The sequence below is a fragment of the Nostoc sp. CALU 546 genome (genome assembly GCF_048836525.1).
The window spans coordinates 1-20,374 of sequence record NZ_JAWJTF010000075.1; the positions used below are offsets into that span (position 1 = coordinate 1).

At 39.4% G+C, this 20,374-nt stretch carries 19 protein-coding genes; 10 read left to right on the top strand and 9 right to left on the bottom strand.

The window, feature by feature from the left end:
* Nucleotides 1-150 precede the first annotated feature (150 nt).
* Nucleotides 151-708 (top strand): hypothetical protein, encoded by a 558-nt coding sequence (locus tag RRG12_RS28775; RefSeq protein ID WP_420761532.1) that lies wholly within the window; start codon nucleotides 151-153, stop codon nucleotides 706-708.
* Nucleotides 709-716: 8 nt separating this feature from the next.
* A complete protein-coding gene (locus RRG12_RS28780; protein ID WP_420761533.1) occupies nucleotides 717-4,283 on the top strand; it encodes an NACHT and WD repeat domain-containing protein in 3,567 nt (1,188 codons plus the stop codon).
* Nucleotides 4,284-4,292: 9 nt separating this feature from the next.
* On the opposite strand, the gene RRG12_RS28785 is transcribed toward RRG12_RS28780, so the two are convergent.
* Entirely contained in the window at nucleotides 4,293-4,436 is a 144-nt protein-coding gene (locus RRG12_RS28785; RefSeq protein ID WP_420761534.1) for a hypothetical protein, read from the bottom strand.
* A 22-nt stretch (nucleotides 4,437-4,458) separates the two neighbouring features.
* Here RRG12_RS28785 and RRG12_RS28790 point away from each other — a divergent pair, with 22 nt between their 5' ends.
* Nucleotides 4,459-4,617: a hypothetical protein gene (locus tag RRG12_RS28790; protein ID WP_420761535.1), complete on the top strand. Its 159-nt coding sequence runs from the start codon at nucleotides 4,459-4,461 to the stop codon at nucleotides 4,615-4,617.
* A gap of 71 nt (nucleotides 4,618-4,688) precedes the next feature.
* Here the strand turns inward: RRG12_RS28790 and RRG12_RS28795 are convergent, their stop codons facing one another.
* On the bottom strand, nucleotides 4,689-5,111 hold the full coding sequence (locus tag RRG12_RS28795; protein ID WP_420761536.1) for a hypothetical protein: 423 nt from the start codon (nucleotides 5,109-5,111) through the stop codon (nucleotides 4,689-4,691).
* Between the two features lie 304 nt (nucleotides 5,112-5,415).
* On the opposite strand from RRG12_RS28795, the gene RRG12_RS28800 reads away from it, so the two are divergent.
* A complete protein-coding gene (locus tag RRG12_RS28800; protein ID WP_420761537.1) occupies nucleotides 5,416-5,931 on the top strand; it encodes a hypothetical protein in 516 nt (171 codons plus the stop codon).
* 204 nt (nucleotides 5,932-6,135) lie between these two features.
* Here the strand turns inward: RRG12_RS28800 and RRG12_RS28805 are convergent, their stop codons facing one another.
* Nucleotides 6,136-7,998, bottom strand: a complete 1,863-nt coding sequence (locus RRG12_RS28805; protein WP_420761538.1) for a DEAD/DEAH box helicase — start codon at nucleotides 7,996-7,998, stop codon at nucleotides 6,136-6,138.
* Nucleotides 7,999-8,243: 245 nt separating this feature from the next.
* Between RRG12_RS28805 and RRG12_RS28810 the strand changes: the two genes are divergently transcribed.
* Nucleotides 8,244-8,600, top strand: a complete 357-nt coding sequence (locus RRG12_RS28810) for a hypothetical protein (RefSeq protein ID WP_420761539.1) — start codon at nucleotides 8,244-8,246, stop codon at nucleotides 8,598-8,600.
* A gap of 81 nt (nucleotides 8,601-8,681) precedes the next feature.
* Nucleotides 8,682-8,957 carry a type I restriction enzyme endonuclease domain-containing protein gene (locus RRG12_RS28815; RefSeq protein ID WP_420761540.1) on the top strand — a complete coding sequence of 92 codons (276 nt, stop codon included), beginning with the start codon at nucleotides 8,682-8,684 and terminating at the stop codon, nucleotides 8,955-8,957.
* A 50-nt stretch (nucleotides 8,958-9,007) separates the two neighbouring features.
* Here RRG12_RS28815 and RRG12_RS28820 read toward each other — a convergent pair whose 3' ends face one another.
* Together RRG12_RS28820 and RRG12_RS28825 are read right to left on the bottom strand one after the other, a co-directional pair.
* Nucleotides 9,008-10,507, bottom strand: coding sequence for an N-6 DNA methylase (locus tag RRG12_RS28820; protein ID WP_420761541.1), 1,500 nt, complete (start codon nucleotides 10,505-10,507; stop codon nucleotides 9,008-9,010).
* Nucleotides 10,504-11,088, bottom strand: coding sequence for a restriction endonuclease subunit S (locus tag RRG12_RS28825; protein ID WP_420761542.1), 585 nt, complete (start codon nucleotides 11,086-11,088; stop codon nucleotides 10,504-10,506). Before RRG12_RS28825 ends, RRG12_RS28820 begins: the two co-directional genes overlap by 4 nt.
* 247 nt (nucleotides 11,089-11,335) lie before the next feature.
* On the opposite strand from RRG12_RS28825, the gene RRG12_RS28830 reads away from it, so the two are divergent.
* Nucleotides 11,336-11,683, top strand: a complete 348-nt coding sequence (locus RRG12_RS28830; RefSeq protein WP_420761543.1) for a hypothetical protein — start codon at nucleotides 11,336-11,338, stop codon at nucleotides 11,681-11,683.
* A gap of 439 nt (nucleotides 11,684-12,122) precedes the next feature.
* On the top strand, nucleotides 12,123-16,328 hold the full coding sequence (locus RRG12_RS28835) for a hypothetical protein (RefSeq protein WP_420761544.1): 4,206 nt from the start codon (nucleotides 12,123-12,125) through the stop codon (nucleotides 16,326-16,328).
* A 166-nt stretch (nucleotides 16,329-16,494) separates the two neighbouring features.
* Here RRG12_RS28835 and RRG12_RS28840 read toward each other — a convergent pair whose 3' ends face one another.
* The 3 genes from RRG12_RS28840 to RRG12_RS28850 all read right to left on the bottom strand — a co-directional run bounded on the left by RRG12_RS28840 (nucleotide 16,495) and on the right by RRG12_RS28850 (nucleotide 18,542).
* Nucleotides 16,495-16,638 carry a hypothetical protein gene (locus RRG12_RS28840; RefSeq protein WP_420761545.1) on the bottom strand — a complete coding sequence of 48 codons (144 nt, stop codon included), beginning with the start codon at nucleotides 16,636-16,638 and terminating at the stop codon, nucleotides 16,495-16,497.
* A complete protein-coding gene (locus RRG12_RS28845; RefSeq protein WP_420761546.1) occupies nucleotides 16,625-17,689 on the bottom strand; it encodes a tyrosine-type recombinase/integrase in 1,065 nt (354 codons plus the stop codon). The genes RRG12_RS28840 and RRG12_RS28845 overlap by 14 nt, the downstream gene beginning before the upstream one ends.
* Before the next feature lie 262 nt (nucleotides 17,690-17,951).
* Complete coding sequence (locus tag RRG12_RS28850; RefSeq protein ID WP_420761547.1) at nucleotides 17,952-18,542, bottom strand: hypothetical protein; 591 nt, start codon at nucleotides 18,540-18,542, stop codon at nucleotides 17,952-17,954.
* Between the two features lie 211 nt (nucleotides 18,543-18,753).
* On the opposite strand from RRG12_RS28850, the gene RRG12_RS28855 reads away from it, so the two are divergent.
* The gene (locus RRG12_RS28855; RefSeq protein ID WP_420761578.1) at nucleotides 18,754-18,903 is read left to right on the top strand and encodes a hypothetical protein; all 150 of its coding nucleotides are present in this window, start codon (nucleotides 18,754-18,756) and stop codon (nucleotides 18,901-18,903) included.
* 111 nt (nucleotides 18,904-19,014) lie between these two features.
* Here the strand turns inward: RRG12_RS28855 and RRG12_RS28860 are convergent, their stop codons facing one another.
* Nucleotides 19,015-19,596 carry a GUN4 domain-containing protein gene (locus tag RRG12_RS28860; RefSeq protein WP_420761548.1) on the bottom strand — a complete coding sequence of 194 codons (582 nt, stop codon included), beginning with the start codon at nucleotides 19,594-19,596 and terminating at the stop codon, nucleotides 19,015-19,017.
* Nucleotides 19,597-19,903: 307 nt separating this feature from the next.
* On the opposite strand from RRG12_RS28860, the gene RRG12_RS28865 reads away from it, so the two are divergent.
* Complete coding sequence (locus RRG12_RS28865; protein WP_420761549.1) at nucleotides 19,904-20,338, top strand: hypothetical protein; 435 nt, start codon at nucleotides 19,904-19,906, stop codon at nucleotides 20,336-20,338.
* Nucleotides 20,339-20,374 lie beyond the last annotated feature (36 nt).

Sequence of the window (20,374 nt, forward strand, 5' to 3'; positions counted from 1 at the left end):
GTGAACTATAAACTGGATACTCATTTCTGAAGCATATCATGAGTTAAAATCTCATTTTTTAGTTCAAATCACATGGAATTAACTATAGAATCGTTAAAAATATACAACAATTTTAAATTAGTTTAAATTTTTATTGAAGAGGTCTAGTAAATGTCTAACTTTCTTGTAGAAAACGCTCTAGAAACCATAAAAAGACTAACGGCAGGGTTTAACAATGAAGAAAAAGCTGAATTACTCAAACAACTGCCGAGTGCCTTGGGAATATCCACACCCGCAACTGAAGCTTCTAGTGGACAGCATCAGCAGCAAACCAATACCATGAGCGGCGTAAACCAGTCTGGGGGTGGTAGTAGCAGTATTAACTTTGCACCAGTTCAAGCGGGAAGAGATGCTACGTCATCCACAACCTTTACGCAACCTACCACTCAAAATAAAACTCCTGAATTGCAGGAAGCATTGAGACTTCTAGTTCAATTAAAGCAAGAGATTGACCAAAATTCCGAACTCAATCCTTTACTGAAACCTGGGGCAAAACAAGAAATCGATAAACTACAGCAGGAATTACAAAAAGATGAGCCAGATAAAAGTTTAGTTAAACATACCATTGAAATTTTAAAACAAGGGCTAGAGGGAGTTATCACTTTAGCTAAACCTGTTACCGATGTTGCTGTTCTAGTTGGTAAAGTTTGGGGAACATTAATTCTGTAAAATAACCTATGTCTGATAATCAATTCCAAGACCAAGACAGCGTTTTACAGAACGTTCAGCAATATGGCGAACATAGTGTTATCAATTTTGCTCCCACACAGATTGGCACGAATATTGAAACCCAGATTCTCTATATCTCTGCTCAAATCGTAACCCAGGGCAAACTCGAAAAGCTTTCGCCCTATAAAAGCCTGAAACGTTTCAATTTCAAGGATAGAGACTATTTCTTTGGTCGAGATCCTCTAATTGCCAGATTATTAAAAGCGGTCAATAAGAATAGTTTTAGTCTAGTCTTAGGGGCTTCAGGAAGCGGAAAATCGTCCTTGGTTCGGGCTGGTTTGATTCCTGAATTGCAAAAATCATTGTCCTCAGAAAAATTTTACGACTTTATATTCACACCCAACCTAGACCCTTTTGAATCTTTCTATCGATGTTTATTGAACGAAGAGAAAGATTATAAATTTAGTGAGTCTCAAGTTGTGTTCGTTAAAAAAGGGCTAGCGGATACGTTTTCTAAAGTCATTAGTACCTTAAAGAAAGACGGACAAAAATGGCTAATTTTTGTCGATCAATTTGAGCAACTGTTTACCCGTAGCTACGATGCCGACATACGCAGAAACTTTATTGAAAGTTTAGTCAAAGTTGCCCTCTCTGGCGATAAAACTGTCAGAATTGTCTTGGCGATGCGTTCTGACTTTTTAGAGCAGTTTAGTTTCTACCCCAGTTTAGGTGCAATCGCTAACGATAATATTCACCTCGTCACCCAAATGTACCCTGAACAACTGCAACAGGCAATTGAACAGCCAGCTGCAAAGCATGGGGTTGTGTTTCAAGAGGGGTTAGTTAAACAGATTATCAAAGATGTTGAAGGGCAAAGTGGCTATCTTCCCTTATTGCAATACACCCTAGATTTATTATGGGAATACGAATGTAAAACTTTAGGAACTGATAGTAAACCCAGAATTGAAAACCGTCGCTTAAACACCTCTAGTTACAATGCTCTAGAAGGTGTTCGAGGCGCACTGCAAAAACGAGTTAATGATATCTATTCTCGCCTGAAGCAAGACGAACAAACTGCTAGTAAGCAAATCTTTCTAAAATTAGTCAATATTGTTGAGACAGAATCAGGAAGCAAAGCCGTTAGCAGACGCGCCTATCGTAACGAGTTTGTTGGTAAGTCGGTAGAAGAGACGCTTAAGAAGTTTGTTGATGAAAATTTATTAGTCAGTGGTTATGAGTACATTAGCGAAGATCAACTAAAAGTTAGTGGAACTCAAGAGCGCCTGCAATGCGCCACAATTGAACTTTCCCATGAAATTATCCTCTCATCCTGGGATGATTTGAAACGCTGGCTTGTTGAAGAAAAAGAAGCGATTATCCTCAAAAACTGGTTAGCTGGCGAAACTATGCGTTGGCTTAAAATTCTAGCCAAAGATAAAAATAAGGCTAAAGAAGAACTCCTTAAAGGTATTCGCTTGGAGCAAATTATAGATTTAAAAGCTAAAAATGCCTTTACTAAATTAGGAGGGTTAACTAAATATGAGGTTAACTTTATCGATGCAAGCATATATCAGGAACAGAGAGAGCGTCAAGCTAAAAGGTTAACTAAAGCAATTATATTTTTGGGTCTTTTTATAACAGGAATTGCACTTTTTAGTGGGAGTCAGTGGCAAAAAGCACAAATCAATGAAATTCTTGCTCTTCAAGCTAATGCTGAAACTCTTCTGCTGTCAAACCAAGACCTTGATGCTTTAATACAAGGTTTATCCGCTGGTAAAAAGCTTAAAAAAACTTTTCTCTTAAAACAAGATACTAGAAACAATCTTGAAAATAAAATTACAAAAACTTTACTCAAAATTCTCTACTCCATCAAAGAACGTAACCGATGGCAAGCTAATGAAAGAAAAATAAAAGAGCTATATTTTAGTTCAGATGGGAAACTAATAAAAACAGTTGGACAAGGTAAATTTATCGACTTCGATAGTGGAGGGATGGGTAATATAGAACCCTTGGATGAAAATGATATAGTAAAAAATTGGGACTTATCTGGAAAATTAGTTCAAAATAATGCTGAAAATGTCAATTTTAGTTGTCATAAAAGGGTAAAAATAAAACCAGATACAACTATTAGCATTGAATCTTTAACTGGAACCATAAACGCATTACTACCAAATGGCAATCTAATAAAAGATGCTTACTTTGATTCTAACAAGAATACACTAATCACATCGGGAGAACAAAGTTTAAGTTTATGGGGTTTATCTCCGATATTTATGAATGAAAATATGAGGTTTAGAAAAATAAAAGAATTAAAAACAACAAGCGAAGTGAATGATATTTGTTTTAGTCCTAACGATGAATTGGCAGTCACCGGAGAAGGTAATGGTCAAGTTAGTTTATGGGATTTGTCTAGTAAGCAAATCAAATCATTCACCGAACTAAACTTTGTTCCTAGCTTCAAAGTTACTGTTAGCCCTAATAGAAAGTTAATTGCTGCTGCTGATACCAATGGAATAATCCGTCTATCGAACCTTTCAGGAAAGATACAAAAAGAATTTTTTACTTCTAAAGGACTTGTATTTAATATAACTTTTAACTCTGAAAGCAACCAAGCTGCTATTTCTACAAGTCAGGGTACAACTATATGGAATTTATCTGGAGAAAAATTAGCTGAATTTCCAAGAGAAAATAGTTTAGTATGCCGTGTTATTTTTAGCCCAGATAATACGAAATTTGTTACTATTGGTATCGATGGGAGTGTGGTTTTATATAAAAATAATCCTCAAAAAATTGATAAAATAAAAATACTATCTACTCGTAGTAAAGGACATGTTGATAAATGTACTACTTCATCAGTTGCTGCTTTTAGTCCCATAGATAAAATAATAGCTACTGGCTCTTCCGATTCAACTATAACTTTATGGGATTATGAAGGAAATCAGAAAAATAAATTGAAAGGAATATATAGTGTAACAGCAATAGCTTTTAGTAATAACGGAAAAAAAATAGCAGCTTCTGGTTCTTATGGCTCTACTTTAGTCTGGGATTTATCAAATAATAGTGTAGATGCAATAGCAAAATTACCTGGACAGCCGACGTTAAGAGCCAAAAAAATAATATTTAGTCCGGATAGTAATTTAATCGCTACTGTTGGAGTAAACGGAAATGCAAGTTTATGGGATTTAAATGGCAATGAAATTGCAAAACTATCTAATTTGTATACTTACACAGGAGATGGAATAGAAATTCTTAAATTTAGTCCAGACGGCAATTTAATAGCAACTATTGAAAGCATAAGCGGTCTGATCGTTCTTTGGGATATATCAGGAAATAAATTAACTGAATTAACTTATCCTACAGGCGGAGTTATTCAATCAAACTTAGAATTGGAGTTTAGCCAAGATAGTAAACAGTTATTTACCTTTGGGAAATCTGCTGACTTGTGGCAAGTCCAAGGATTTGATGAATTAATAGCGAAAGGGTGCAATTGGGTAATAGATTACCTTAATAATCCTCAGGCTAATCTTAGTAATCAAGAACGGCAAATTTGTCAGAATATCAAAAACCCTAAATGAACAAAGTATTTAGCTGTTGCGCCTTGCAAGCCGTAACACGTAGAGAAACACCTCCCGGCATTCACTCAGGCTCAATTTAAATTCGCGGTTATTGCAACGGGTGGTAATGTGGTAGCAATACTCCGGTTTAATTTCACGAGGTTGACGAGGCATCAGAGATTTATTTTCAGGATGAGTGGAAAACGCAGATATTGAAATTTTAGAGGAGCGATTAGTATTGCAGGCTCTTACATTTACAGGCAGATGCCCCCGGTGCAATGCTGAGTTTGATCGGGACTGGACGGCGCGGGTGCATTGGGATTGCGAGTGTGGTTGGATGGATGATACCGTGTGAGCGATCGCAATTTAATCATAATTTCGCTTTTTCTCAGTAATTGTATTACTAATTAAGTCCCTAAAAGGGTGTCAAGAGAAATGATACAAAACATTTCCCTCTTCATTTACTTCAAAAGCAGCATTAAGTTCCTTGGCTTTATCATCTAAATATTGTTTAGCTAACTGGGTTGATATTTCAGCATTTTTCGCCAGTTGCAATACCGTTATTCTGCCAGCATTTTGCTCAATTAATTCTAAGAACACTAACTGAAGACGCTTTTGTTCTGATTCCATAAGTAATGCTTTTTCCTTTCGGTTCTGCTGCACTAAAGACCAACTCAACCAACCTCCTAGAATGGTTGACGGAATAGTAAGAATAGTTAAAGCAGCAACATCATTTTCTTTTTCTTGAGCGGGAGTTTTGGGATTCATAATTTCTAGAATCATCACAGCAGAAAAGGGAATCCCAAATAATAGAAAACAGATTGCTAAAACTTTCTTAATTAGTTTCATATAACTTTTTCCCTTACTAGAGTTGGCTGGAGGCTGGAGGAAATTCAAAAATAATGGCTCTATTATATAAAGTATAATAAAATACCTGCTACACCAATATTTTGCACAGTGTATGAGGCGATGCCTCCGGCGGGCTGTGACGCTCCTGCGTCGCTAACGCTACGCTATCGGTGAGGCTTGTAAATCTGCCAAGCAGCGTTTGCCTCGGTTAATAAATGCGGCTTACGGGTGTGGTGGATGCACGGCGAGGTGGATAGTATTTTATGTGCGATGATCAGTTCATTGCTATCAAAATTGATATCAAATGGCTGACGACAAGACCCCACCCAGCGAAATGATTCGCGTTCCTACTGCCCTAATTCCAGTAGTCAGAGAACTATCGCGGCTGCATCGCCAAGGGCATACAATTGCCTTGCTGCAAGGCTTAGAGGAATTGATCTTTAGGTTTGATAGCAATACTGATATCGATATTGCGCCTAGCACTAAATCGGTTTTGCATCTGGAGAAGAAGCTGGAAACCAAACTAGAGGTTATTTCCAAGCATCTGGAAAAATTGGAACGGGCTATTTCATCAAATAGATACAGCAGTCAAGCTAGACCTCGAAAACAAGCGCACCCATACCAACAGCCCCAAGTTGAACTGCAAGCATTGCCGGATGAAAACCTAGCACCGCGACTAGGTTTAACACCGTCGAGCCTCGCAACTGAGCGAGAAAACAAGAGTAGTAAAGAATTTATCAGTTGGACTCGTAATCGTGACCCAAGGGGCATAGGTTGGGAATGGAATGCAAAAGATAGGCTGTATCACCCCATAAAATAAATGCTAATTCCCAAATCGGGAAAATATTACTGCAAATTATTACTGCATTTTCTACTGTATTTTATCTGGAGTTAGAGTTGATGCAGGAAATTTTGCAGCGATCGCTCTTATTTTTGGAGAGGTTTCGGAGCGCCTGGGGAAAGAGAGCCGCCTTTGTTTAATGACTCCAATTTCCGACTCTAATTTTCTTTCCTCTCGGTTAGGTCAGCAATAACTAACTGTATCTAACTGAGTAATCCACTGCGTAATTTGTCCGCGCCTCTCAGCACTTACCAGATCAATTGCGGCTTTAATCGCTGGTTTTTTATAGATGTTCCATAAATCAGAAATCATCTCAATGTCTTCACAGATTTCCAGATCACCCGCTATTGCTACCAGATTTTCTTCGGTCAACCATTCCTTCATTTCGTTTTCATACTGTGCTTTCATTTGGTTGAGTCTGTCTTTTTCTAAACCAGACAAACTACTCCAAATAACTTTCTTCACATTGTCTGGACGAAGAGACATAATTCGGGTTACATTTTCCCATTCAGGAGCGTTGCGAACACGGGAGACTAAACATTTTATGCTGTACTCAAATGCCCATTCTGAACATTCAAGTAGTTGAATAGCGTAAATTAGCTCCGAGAGAGTTAGTTCTTGGCAATTTAAAAACCAGTTTTTGATTGTGTCATTATAGAATAATAGCTTTTTTTCTTGGCTTCTAAACTTGCGCTTTTTGGCTTCAATAATTGGGAGCAGCAAAACAGGACGGACTTCAGCAGGAACTTCTTTAAATTCAATCTCGTTGCTAGAAACAATCACTGGTACTCCACTATTTTCTATTCCAGAATCCTCTGACAATATCCACTTAAAAGATTCGCCGCAGTTGGGACAATCCGCCTCATATTGAGTCACAAACTCTACTTTGGTGGAATTAAAGTATTCTTTAGTCCGAATTAGGGCTGGCATTGGTTTGAAAACATGGTGACAGTGTGGGCAGCATCTCACCCCAAGGCTATCCGGGTCGCAGGATATCGGATCAAGGCTCCATTCCCTGTTGTCACAGGGACGACCAAGCCGAAACCAGTTATCAGTCATGTCTAGGACAGTTGCATATTCCTTAAGCGGTGCAGGGCGTAATATTCTGCCAATCATTTGCAACCAGAGAGTAACACTACTGGTGGGACGAGCAATCACCGCAGCCCCGGAGTCAGGACAATCAAATCCCTCAGTCAGAATTGCACAATTGCTAATCACCTGCGTCTGACCATTACGAAATCTATCTAAAATTGATTTGCGCTCAGAGTGTGGTGTATCTCCATCAAGATGCTCACAGGTGATGCCATCTGTACAAAATACTGCTGCGATCTCTTGAGAGTGCTTCACGTTGACCGCAAAAATAATTGTCTTTTGACCAGCACAAAATTTTTTCCATTGCTTTAACACCTCAGACGGTTTGTAATCAGAAGCAACTTCTTCTAACTCTTTTCTGGTGAAGTCACGTTTTTTAGGGACTTTGTGTTTGTTATATTTAAAGCCAGCTATTAACTTATAATTTGTCAAATATCCAAGGGCTATTAATTCTTTGGTCTTAATTGAGCAAATCAGGTGGTCGAAAATATCTCGCAGTCCGTAACCATCTTCACGTCTTGGTGTAGCTGTCAATCCCAAAATAAGTGCATCTGGATAAGCATCCAACAATTTGCGGTAACTGTTAGCTGAAGAATGGTGAGCTTCGTCGATAATGACAAGCTTCGCTATTGGGTAAGTTTGGCGACGAAAAAGAGTTTGGATACTGGCTACTTGAATTAAGGAATAGGAAGGCTTGTATCCTGCTTTGATGATTCCTGGTTCCACTCTTGTGGCTGCCGTCAGTTTCTCGCTGGCCTGGAGAATTAATTCTTCCCTGTGCGCGACTACCAACACACCTTCGCCTTGGGCTATAAATTCAGATGCGATTGCAGCAAAGATAATAGTCTTGCCGCCACCCGTACTCAGTTGCAATAATACTTTTCTAATTCCACAAGACCAAGCAGTAAAAGTTTTTGAAACTAAATCTTGTTGGTAATCGCGCAGAATCAACATAATGGTTTGTATGTCGCTCCTTGTTCAAATTGCAATTTGCTTTATTTCCTGCTTTCTTTATAACCTTCCTTTTCACCTGAGTTCATAAGATTTCCTTGAATAGATCGGATGATGAAGGCGAAGATGGCGCAAACAGAAACGCTATGCGCGATCGCGCATAAGTTAATTATCGAAAAATAAGTTTTTTGCATATAGAACAAACGTACTATACAATGGTTGCATATCTCAAAAATTAAGGACTAAATATGACAAAACCTCGTAAGAAGAAACGCAAACATAAGTATGGATTTGACCCGAAACTCATGACACCAGAACAAAAAACTCTCAACCGCAAAATCATCCAACGGTACAACCTTGTTGCAGAACAAGAGGCAGTTTCAATGGGATTTATACCCGGCACGGGAACTGAATGCCTTTGGGGTGTTCTTATGGACACTAAAATTGGACGTAGTGACGAAGATAGTTTTCAATGGTTTGAGAAAATGGTCAACAAGTACGAACGCGACCCCGAAGATTTAGCCAAGTTGTACGAATCGATTCACTCACAACTGGCTATCTACGATCAATTAATGGATAGCGAATGCAAACGTTTAGGAATTTAAATGGTAGATTGCATTCCCATTTAGTCAAACTATAATTAGTTCAAAATAAATCTGTAAAGCTAATTCATCCTCTGTTAATACTTGCACTCAACTGAGGATGAATTAGATTTTTATGATGCCCTGGATTTAATTGATAGTTCTGTGCAAGCATTAGGGGATAAAACACTCCAAGCGATCGCTCGTGACTTAGTAGAGACAATCCGCCGTAATGTCACGATTGATTGGACTGTAAAAGAAAGTGTCAAAGCGAATCTGCGAAGGTTAGTCAAGCACCTGCTGCGGAAATATGGCTATCCTCCAGACAAGCAGGAGAAGGCGATGGTAACGGTATTGCAACAGGCAGAACTACTGTGTTGAGATTGGGCTGCGTGAGGTTTGATGGCGATCGCGCTTGCTACCAAATTGACTCATAATTTTACTCCCAGTTCACGCAGATATTCATTCATTTCATTCTCCGCTTCAGTACGTGCAGCCTCTAATTGACGCAGCTTAATAATTTCTGCCTCAATATCAATTTTGTCCTTTTCGGTTTTGGGAGTTAGCACATAGCGGTTGATGTTAAGGATATAGTCATTGTCTTCTATCTCTTCAAGAGACGCGACCTTAGCAAACCCTTCTTCATCTGAAAAAGCTTGATAGCTCGTGACTATACAGGTGATATCTTCTGATTGTAAATAATTTTGCTTCCCAATCTTTTGATATTTGCTACTAGCATCAATGAATAAAACTTTATTTTTACGTTTTTCTGATTTATTTGGATTAAAAATTAAGATAGCAACCGGAATGCTAGTGTTATATAATAAATTGGGTGCAAGGCTAATAACTCCTTCAATTAAATCGTATTTAAGAATTCTTTGGCGAATTAAACCTTCTTTTCCTCCACGAAATAATATCCCACTTGCTACTATTACTGCGGCTTTACCAGTGTCTTTTAATGTAGCTAATATGTGCTGAATAAAAGCAAAATCTCCACTGCTTTTTGGCGGTTCTCCATATTGAAACCGATGATAAAACTCAAAGCCATCTTTCTCATAACCCCAATTATTAAGATTAAACGGTGGGGCAGCAATCACCCTATCAAAAAGCATTAATTTGTTGTCCTGTAATAGCTGAGGATTGCGGATTGTGTCTCCTAATCGGATATCAAAATCAAAGATGCCATGCGATAGCAAATTTATTTTTGCAATGACCCAAGTTTCTAAGTTTTTTTCTTGTCCATAGAAGGATACATCTTTTATATTTAATCCCACCTGTTTTATATAATTAACAGATGCGACCAGAAATCCACCAACTCCGCAGACAGGATCACAAATTTTCATTCCCCTTTCTACTCCCAACAGATTAACCAACAATTCTGCTATCTTATTTGGGGTATAAAACTCTCCACCGCGTTTTCCAGAATTAACTGCAAATTTTTCAATAAGGAATTCACAGGCTTTTCCCAATATATCTGGTTCCGCAAGGTTGCTGTACGCAAGATTGAGATGCGAGAAATGCTCAATTAAGTGACGTAGTATCTTGTCATTCTCTCTAGAAGCAAAATAATTATGTTTATTTTCAAACTCAATACTAGTAAAAAGGCTCTCCAGATATGGGTTTTCATGTTCGATATTTTGAAATGCTATATTAAGTGCATTACCAATATTTCCCTCAAAATGCTGCAAGTAACTCCAACGAGAACGCTCAGGCACAAATACATGGAAGTATTGTTTTGGTATGCTCCCTGTTACATCTCGATTACCTTTTTTCCGTTCAATTGCTTCAAGCTCTTCCTCAAAAACATCAGAGAAATGCTTCAGAAGCAAGAGCCTAAATAGATATTTGTTATAATCACTTGCACTAAAATGACCGCGTAGAATATCGGCGGCTCTCCAAAGTTCTCTCTCCAACTCATTTAAAGTTATCATTGCTCTCCTTCTAAGATTTGAGTAAAAGTTAATTGAGTCAAGCTATTCCGTACTTCTAGTATCTCTAACGTTTTTTGGGTATAACGTTCAGCAGCTAAAAAGAGTTGGACTAATTTATTTTGTGTAATTAGATTAGGTAATGGTATTTCCAGGTCGCGCAATTGGGAAATTTTTAACAGCTGAGTTCCGATAGATTGACTGTATAAGGTGACAAGATGCTGTTCCAACCATTTTGAACGCATCAACACAGCTAAAAACACTGGATCAAGATTTTCTACTTTTGGACGTAAAATTGCTAAGTTTTGATTTGGTAAGAACCCTTGTACTTCATCTGTTACGACTGATGCCTTAAGGGGGGTTCCTCGAATTGTAATAACTACGTCACCAGTGTGCAATCTGTGCTGAGAGAGACTGGATGCGTTAATTTGAACCGTGCTTAATTCACCGCCAATATATATTTGCTCAAGATTCCGCGAGTTGATAATGCGTTCTTGTGAACCCTGATCGTCTTGATAACGGTTAAGCGTAACTCCTTGATATATTTGCACCAACTCTTTGAGATGCAAAACAGGATTAGACATAGATTTGAATTATACTGCAATATAACTATACTGCAATTGCTGAAATATGACTATGCTTCATTGACATCTTTGAGAAGGGTTGCTACCATATCTCAAGCTAGACTGCAAAACAATAAAAAAACGCCACCTGGAGTACTAGTCCAGATAGCGTCTTTTTAGAATTTTCAAAATTTTCTAGCTTGGTTAGCTATCAACGGTCTGTCTCACTGACTTTAGACCGTCAATCAACATAACGAGAAAAAAAATTATGACTCTTAGTCTAAACAATGGTAACTCAAGTAAGCATCAGTTGCAACCAGATATCCTGCCATTGCTGTCCAGGTTGCTTGCCTTAGAAGGCTTAATTGCAACTATGTATAAGGAGGTAATCCAGCTTAGTCCCCAGATCCAAAAAGAAAAGGCAGAAGCAGAGTCCCGCCAAGCAAAGGCTGAACGTGCGGAGAAAGGTTGTAACCGTCTCATTGCCATCATTCTAGAATATGCTAAGAGTCAGGGAGTTAAGTCTTATGACTTGCCCTATCTCAAGCACAAAAGTTATGACCAGCTTTGTGAATATATTCAGAAAAATTGGCCGGAACTAATTTCTCAGATATAACAGCTTCTAATTTTAACTATGGAATACCAAAGCCTCTCATGGATGATAGCTTGGTATTCTGTAGCAGTAAGCAACAGCTACCTTTTCCCGTTTTGAGCTAGATAATAAGTAATTGAGTTAAGTAATTGAGTAACTTATTATTCTAACTCAATTTACTCAAATGCTTGCTCTATAAGGATTTTGGAATTTCAGCTTTTTTCCTCTCAGTGCGATTAGCCAGATTAGTGAGTTAATGATTTACTTAATTACTTAACTTATTTTAGTGAAAAAGCAAATTAATGCATATTAGCCCAACACCCAAGCTAGCAACTGGGAAAAATCGGGTGGCTCGAATGCCTTGGGCAAGTTCCAGATTATGGTTCAGTACAATAATACTGTTGTAATGCCACTAGTTTTAAAGTTGTGGTAGAGCAGAGTATACATACTTCTAAATTCATCTATGTCTGATGCAACACCAGCTTATCGTGGCTATCGACTCCAAACCTTATACACTCTTGCTAGTATCCTTGAAGCTAATGAGAGAACAAATTTAATATTTCAACCTGAAGGTGTAGAAGATATTGCTATTTGGGATACAAATAATCATTTACTGGAAACTGTTCAAGTTAAGGCGTATAGTGCTAATTTAAGCCTCTCATTGCTTTCTCCAGACAAGATTGATTCTTTTCTCTACAGAGCGAACAGCTTGCTCGATACTTATCCTGAGATAAAAATTAAAATAGCAACTTTTGGGGACATTGGAACTGAATTGCTCCAAGCTACGCAGGAAGAAGGACGAGAAAGACAGAGAGTCGCGCAGAAAATATCTGAGTATAAGTTTTTATCCGAAGCAGATGCTCGAAGGTTGCTCAATCAATTGCAGATCATTCCAGTTGTAGAGTCAGAACTAAAAGAGAGAGTCTTTACTACTCTCCAATATTTGTGTACTGGGATAGATCCAATTCCTGCATTTGAGATGCTCAATTTCTGGTTATATCTCTGTGCAGAGAACAAATGCAAAATCACTCAGAATGACGTTATTCAACGGATCAATGATGTTGGACGATTTATTGCTGAACGAAATGCCCATCATGGTGAGTGGTTTAGATCAATTGTTCCAATCGAAAATGATGAGGTAGACGCTCAGACTAGGGAAAAATTGTCGGATGAGTTCTATCGTGGAATTTCAGCACGATATGATCATATCCTTGCGGGTGTTGATAAACCTCGTACTAGCAAACTCAATGAGATTGCCCAAAAGTTTAAGGAGAACCAGGTTGTTATTGTTCATGGGGCTTCTGGGCAAGGGAAAACAACCATTGCATATCGGTATTTGCATGATTTCTTTCCAGAACAATGGCGTTTTCAGGTGCGACTTATTGAGAACCGTCAACAAGCTATAAACATAGCCACCGCACTTTCGGGACAAGCAAAGGCAATTGGAGTACCGCTAGCTGTCTACTTAGATGTTTCACCAAGCGATATAGGTTGGGACGAGCTTGTTAAACAACTAGTATCAAACAAAAATATCCAAATTTTAGTCACAGTTCGGGAAGAAGACTTCCGTCGAGCTAGTATATCTGGCGCAGAAATTCAGTTCGCTGAGGTCGAACTACAGTTTGATCGACCAGAAGCAGAAGAAATTTACCAATTTCTGGTCGAAACAGAGACACCAGATCAGTTTCTAGATTTTGATGATGCCTGGAGTCGGTTTGGTGGTAGAGGCCCATTAATGGAATTTGTCTACCTCGTAACTCAAGGAAATTCTCTAAGGGAACGATTGCAGCAACAAATCAGACGAATTCAAGATGAAGTAAGAGCCGGACAATGTTCTGATGCTGAACTTGAATTACTTAGACTTGTTTCGGTAGCTTCAGCATTTGAAGCTCGTTTAAAGCTTAGAGAATTGGTGCGTTTTCTCCAGTTGCCTTCACCTCAGCGAACTTTAGAACTGCTAGAGGAAGAATACTTGTTGAGAACCAGTGAAAATGGAACTTTAGTAGGAGGTTTGCACCCCATTCGCTCAACAATTTTGGCTGATCTTCTCACAGATTCAACGTTTTATCCTTGGGCTGACAGTGCAAGTAGCTGTTTGTCCTTTATCTTTGAACAAGATGTAGGCAGTTTCCTACTTTATGCTTTTTCACGTCATCGGCTTGAACTAGAATATCTGTTGTCTACCCTTGATAGCTATCAACCTAGACAATGGATTGCGATCGCTGGTGTTACACGCGCCTTAATTTGGCTTGGTGTTAAAGAATATGTTGAAGCCAATGGGCAATTAATTTTAGACGCATACGCAAAGGTTAATCATGGATGGGCAATAGTACTTAATTTTGATATCGCGGATGCTAGTCCAGGTGTAGCTGATAAATGGGTATCGAATTTATCTGATTTGCTACCTGAAGATGGACTAGCACATATAGCCTCTCTCCGAAGTCGTCAAATAGATAAAAGCCAGATATTTACTCGTGTTATCGCATGGTTTTCGCACCTATATTATGAACCTATGCCTCCTCAGTTTGAGTTGGATTGGACGGGGATGGCGGAAGTTTTGTTCTGGGTCGGACGATTGCAAATACCTTTGCCCATTTCCGATTGGCTGATTCCCGTTGATCTTGATGCTGCCGTCGAGACTTTACCTCTAGAAATTCTGGCAGATGTAGCAGTGGGATTGTTCTACGGTGATGAGGCAGCTTATCGCTCTTGGCTGAATACAAATTACGCAAAGTTGCTTAGTCGATTCCGGCAGGAAACTCGAACAGTCGCATGGGAAGATGATGGGAAAAATCTTCGGGCGCACTTTGTCGTTGAACTGTTTCAACCTAATGTTTCCCTTTCTGAAGCTCAGGCTAATCAAAAAGATATCCAAAGAGAATTTTTGAATGCCTCAATGGAGCGACTGGGGTTGCTCAGACGTTTTTTCCCAGATCGTGAACGATATGGTAGTCGAGGGTACGGACATTTGATTTGGATTAATGCCGAATTGCACGATGAAACTGAGAGGAATATTCCCATATCTAATTTTCCACTCCAGTGGCTTGTTTCAGTTAACTCCATGTTTAAGGCATTGGGAGAGCAGGATTTACGACCTGACACATGGGAAGCTTATGTTCAAACTGTCGTAGAGTTGCGTCGAATAAACTTGCAAATCTTACAACAACTGAGTCGAGGATTAGAAATTTACTTTAAAAACCAACAGATGACCCTAATCCTCGGTAAGTCTGTAAAATCTGATTTATGGGAGCAAGGTAAGAGGCTTCTTCAATTCTCTCCTTGGTTGCCTCGCTGTGCCTTTGACGAGTGGGGTTTTATTACTGAGAATATTGAGCGTACTGCTGAATCAAATCAGAACAATCATTATCAAAGCCAAAATTTAGCCCTCGAAAAATATAACACTTACATCAAAGCATTTAATGAATATATTCGTACATTATCTAATTTCTTCGGGCAAGCTGAATCGGTGTTAAATTTTCATCCTTATTTCAAAAATGGTGAAAATGCTAAAGTTCAAGAAATTGCTCAGATTGCTAATATAGATTTAAGGCAACAGGCGCATCTCTCTGTGTTGAATTTAGCGGCTGCTTGGAAATCCCTCCCCAAGTTACAAGAAGAGTTTAGAAGACTCCTATCTCAGTTTTTTGATAGCGATGAGCTAAATAAGCTAGAGTGTCTGGAGCGAGAAACATTCAATTCAATATGGTATTTGTGGTATTTCTTTGCCTTTTATCCAAATCGACGGTTTCAGAATGCCAGCCAGGACTGTATGCAACAGTTCAATAACAAAGTGAGGGAAATCAGAAAAAGTATTAGGAGGGAACTCCAAGCAATTTCCTCAGACAGTGTACAAGTTAGTATCCTCTCGGAGAATGTGCAATGGGAAGAAGAGCAATCGCTCTGGCTAAAGATTGATGGAGAGAATACCTTTGAGGTTTATGGAAATGTTGAAGCTGTAGTGATTGCAATTCAACGGGCGATTAATTCAGTTCACAATAATGAGCTACGACGTTACGCTATTGATTTCACATGGTCAAACATTGTGATTGTGCCTTTAGTCAGGGGTAAATCTCTAGATGCAACAGCTTGGCGATTCTCCTCAATCCTGTTTTCAGTAGATCCAAATCGGGAGTTTAATCAGTGGAATTTTGTAACAATTGCTATTCCATCTGATGCTTTTTCTCAATTGGCGCTTTCTACCTGGAATCATCCACGATTAATAGTTGCACAAAAGCTGATGGGGCTAATTTTTCAATTGTCACTTATGGCTTCGCATATACAAGATTTTGAAAGATTCCTGGAACTAGATGAACAGGGACGTGATCTGCTTCAGCAGTACATTCAACAATGCACAATGCTACTAGGTGAAACTTTTCAGGCAGTGTTAGATGTGGAAGCTGAAATTAGCAGTTATTTTAATGAGCTATCGTCTCTGGAACAAACCAACCGAACACATTTGATTGCAGCAATGCAGGTATTCGTAGAATTACATGAACAGATTTTGCCAAGGGCTGATTGTAGTAGAGATGGAAGGATCGAAGTAGTCATGACTCTAAGGGAAATATCTGAGTGGGCAAGTCGCTTAAATGTAGTTCAACAACAGGTTTCCTCCATGTATTTGTTTTGGGTATCAGATGTGTTGGAGGAAGCACATATTATTTGTAACTGAGATTCATGAGTTTCATAGATGCGGTAAAATGGGTAGTTCATGAAGACTTGCGCTTGCCCACCTATTGAGCCAACTTGCTGCTAAGTTCCGCGCTTGTCTTATCGAAGAAGTGTCCCGATTGCAGCAGCAATTTCAATAGAGCTTCCTAATTAGCAACCAAAATTTACTACCTGGGCGTACCTTTATATAAAGCGTGAGTAGCATGACTGTGGCTAAACCAGTGCGCTGAAACATTCATGGCATTCTCGAATTCTGCTGCCGCCACCGTCCGCTTCACCAATAGTCTAGCAACCGATTCAGTCCAACCCATCCATCAATAACTCAGACATCTCCAGTTGATCGCGATTGCGGTTATCGTCGTAAATTTGGAGCGTATTTAATTTAGCGTGTCTACTGAGTTTCTGGGCTTTCCGCACATTGCCATCAGTCTTTTCAAGTACAGCAGTGATGGCACTGTGGCGGCAACGATGCGGACTCATGTGCTTTTCAACACCAGCCCGTTTAAACAAGCGTTTAACTATTTTATAAATGCCATCCCCGGTTAACCTGTTACCATAATTTTGGAAATCCACCGAGGTAAATAACGGACGCGATGAAGACATATCCCCACCACGGGCAATCAGCCAGTCAGTAATCGCAATGACCGTGACTTTTGGCAGGTTAATTATTATTCGTACTTGCTTGCCCTTACCCAAAATTGATAGCGTCCCCTTAGAACATACAAAATGTCTCAAGTCCAAGGTGCTAATCTCATTTCGCCTCAAAGCATTGCCCCACAGTAGCAGCAGCAAAGCATAGTCCCGCTTACCTGCTAAAGTCGAGCGATCGCACTGCCGGATCACGCTCAAAAATTCCTGCTCAGTTACACCGCTAGTGTCGCGGTAGGACTGCACTGGAATACTGTCAACATCCACAGCATAGTTGCACACACCCAGCTTTCGGCCAAAAGCAACTAGAGATTTAATTGCAGCCAGTCGGCGGTTAATCGTGTTAGGTGCTAGTCCAGCTTCATTGAGTATGGCTCTATATTTAGTAACTACCAGGGTAGCCTTGTGACCTGACAGGTGTAAAAACTCCAAGATAGAATCACGCCCTGGTGCAAGCCCAGTCATGCGCGTAAAAAAATCATTGATATCTTTGCGGTAAGCTTTACGGGTTCCCTCACTGTTTTTAGATTTCAGCAATTCCTCTAATACGTCGGGGTCAGAGTCAATGGAGCCAGCAAAGTATGCCTCAATCTTCGCACTGAGAGAACTTTCTAATTTTTTGACTATAACTAAGTCAACGGATTCTGTATCTTTGCTCATGACCCCACCAAGGATTGCGGTATCGAGAATGGCGGTTTCCAATACCAACAACATTATCCAGCTGCATGGGCCTAGATGATTTTTAAATTAGGTTCTACCCTTCAGTTACTTGTTTTGGACGATCGCTCTTGTTTGGGGAGAGGTTTCGTAGCGCCTGGAAGAAGAGTGCCGCATTTTTGCAGAGTGCTAAGGGGTGCTATATCGGCGTAAGCTTTGTTTCGGCAAGGAATGAGCCTATACCAAGGCACGCTTTTCCCGAAACGGGAAAGAGATCGCAGTTCTTGGCTTCTAGTAACTAAAGCAGGAAGAAGCATCTTTATCTTTGTTTAGGTTTAAGACAAGTTACAGGGGTGAATAAGGGACTATGGAGATTCACAGTTGGTGTTTGAGCAACCAGAAACACATTGCGATTGGCATCCACTACCCACCCCTGGGCTTCCACAATTTGAGTAGGGGGATTGACAGGATTGACCTTTTGTAAAAAATTATTTCCAGTGTTTGTTTGCGACTCTGCTCTTTTGTTATGAGTATTGTCAGCCCGATTTTCATCCTTTGTCTCAAGCGTTATCCAATTAATTATTATCGCATCACCAATTAAAGGTTCGGTGGGACTGGGTGGTATTCCGCCACGCCCTGTGATGATGAGTAAAGGGAAACCAGAACACCCCTGATCGAGTACGAACCACGCTGTTCTATCTATAAACTTCCAAGGATTGTCAAATTGTAATAACGGATAGACTCTAAATATATTAGGTTTATTGATTTCTCGTCTGAAGCTAGAATTGGTACGAGCTTTCGCGTCTTCTAAATTAACTTCTTGAGCAAGGATAGAGATAGGCGTCAACGTACTATTCATCAAAATCGCTAACCCGAAAAACCAGCACCAGCAACCATTGATCTTGGACATTGTATTCTTCTACCTGAAGCTCTAGTTCCTGAACAATAGTTATTCTGTACCAGTTATCAGTAAATTAGATTACTAGAAATCAAAATAACCCTGCCTAGTGGTCAGTTGAAACGCATGAGTTTTACGCAAAACCTGTCATTTATTTACAAAAATACATGAATAAAAGCAGAATTCTGTCGGCTGGTATTTTGGTTTAAAATTACACCTGATTATTAAGGTTCAGGGTGAAATAATCGCCTTCAAATTGACAGCACCCAATGCCATCGCCATCCCTGTCAAAACCATGAGGGTCATTGCCAACAACTCTAAGGAATGCGGTAGGGGATTTCTCCACAGTCAAGGTCTGGCACACCTGGGGTAATGCAGAAATGTCCGGTTAATCAAGTTCATTTAGAGGAAAGGATGTTCAGTATTCTTCAAAACTCATGAACTTGGATCAGCCGACTATACAGCAACACCAAGCGGTTTAGCCTCATTGGGCTTTTTCCCAAAAACGAAAGTGAATATGTTGTAAAACATCTAATTGAGTTTCACACCACTGATCAAAATATGATTCAGCATCTATTCTTTTATCTCCACCCACTGGACTTCGGCCCCAACTGCATTTCCCATATTGAAGTGGACTATTCTTTAGAGCAGACCTTAATATACATGCAGGTAAGTGTCCTTTTGGCGCTGTGATATCTGTAATGTCATAAGAGATTGTAAAATAAAAGCTTCCTTGAGAGGCATAATAACGAGGTTCTACACCTACCCATCCAACTGTCACGCAAAACATATTTAGGCTTTGGTTGTACAAACTTTTTTGCACGCTAAAACCAAAGTTACCATTGCTGTAATTTACCCATAGCTGATCAATTGCCTTTAGGTCTGATTCAGATATTTTCTGAATATGTTCTACATCTAGCTTATAGCAGTTTTCGAGACCTGCTAGTTTAAACAAAATGAAGAAAGTTTGATTGTCCGCTTCTGCCCAATTACCAGCCTCCAACAATTCCTGTAGCTTGGAGTAATCAACAGAAGTAACAGAAATTGAGCTATTGGTGTCAAGCATTTTTTAGCTTTGCAAGTCCATAGGTTTATTATTCCCAAGAATGGGACGACATACTCTAGCTGATCTTAGGAATAAAAGATATTACTACTGCGGGATGGCTTTGTCCGATGTCAAGTCAAAGTTACGAGAATTAGGTATTGGTAGAGATGAGCCAAGTCATGACTCGTGATAATTGCATAAATTCCCAAATTGGGAATAACGGGCATTAATTCTTTAAACTGGATATGAATTATTTCATGCTATTAGAGATTTTTGGCTCTGTGCGGTGGGTATTGGCTTATTCGTCAATTCTTGCAATTTCCCAATATTGTCAACTCTGCGGTACATTCACGCTAACCCAAAAACCACAGGAATGCAGCAGGGATTTTTCTATGATTTTAGTAATTATAGGACTTACGATCGGCTAACTGATGATGGACTAACTCAATGGCATCCAGCATTTTTATCTTTGGGTAAATCGTTGTCAGAATGCGCGGCTAAATATCGGGGTTTTTGCAAGAGGTACAAGCCTCAACCTAAACCAGATAAAAGCTATCACTGGGGAAGTAAATTGCTGCCCAAAGTTGTTAAGCATAAAAGTAAAAAGACATCGCCAGGGCAGATGCGATTACCTTGGGTGGAATGGGAAATTCAAGATTCGCCTGTCTGTGAAGTGGCTGAACAGTTTGTGGTGGCTAATTGTTATGACCCGAAGATAGCGATGCGGTTGTTTGACGACGGTGCCAGGTATTGGAATTACTGAAATGCCTATGAATTAGTAGAAAATACTTTAAATAAT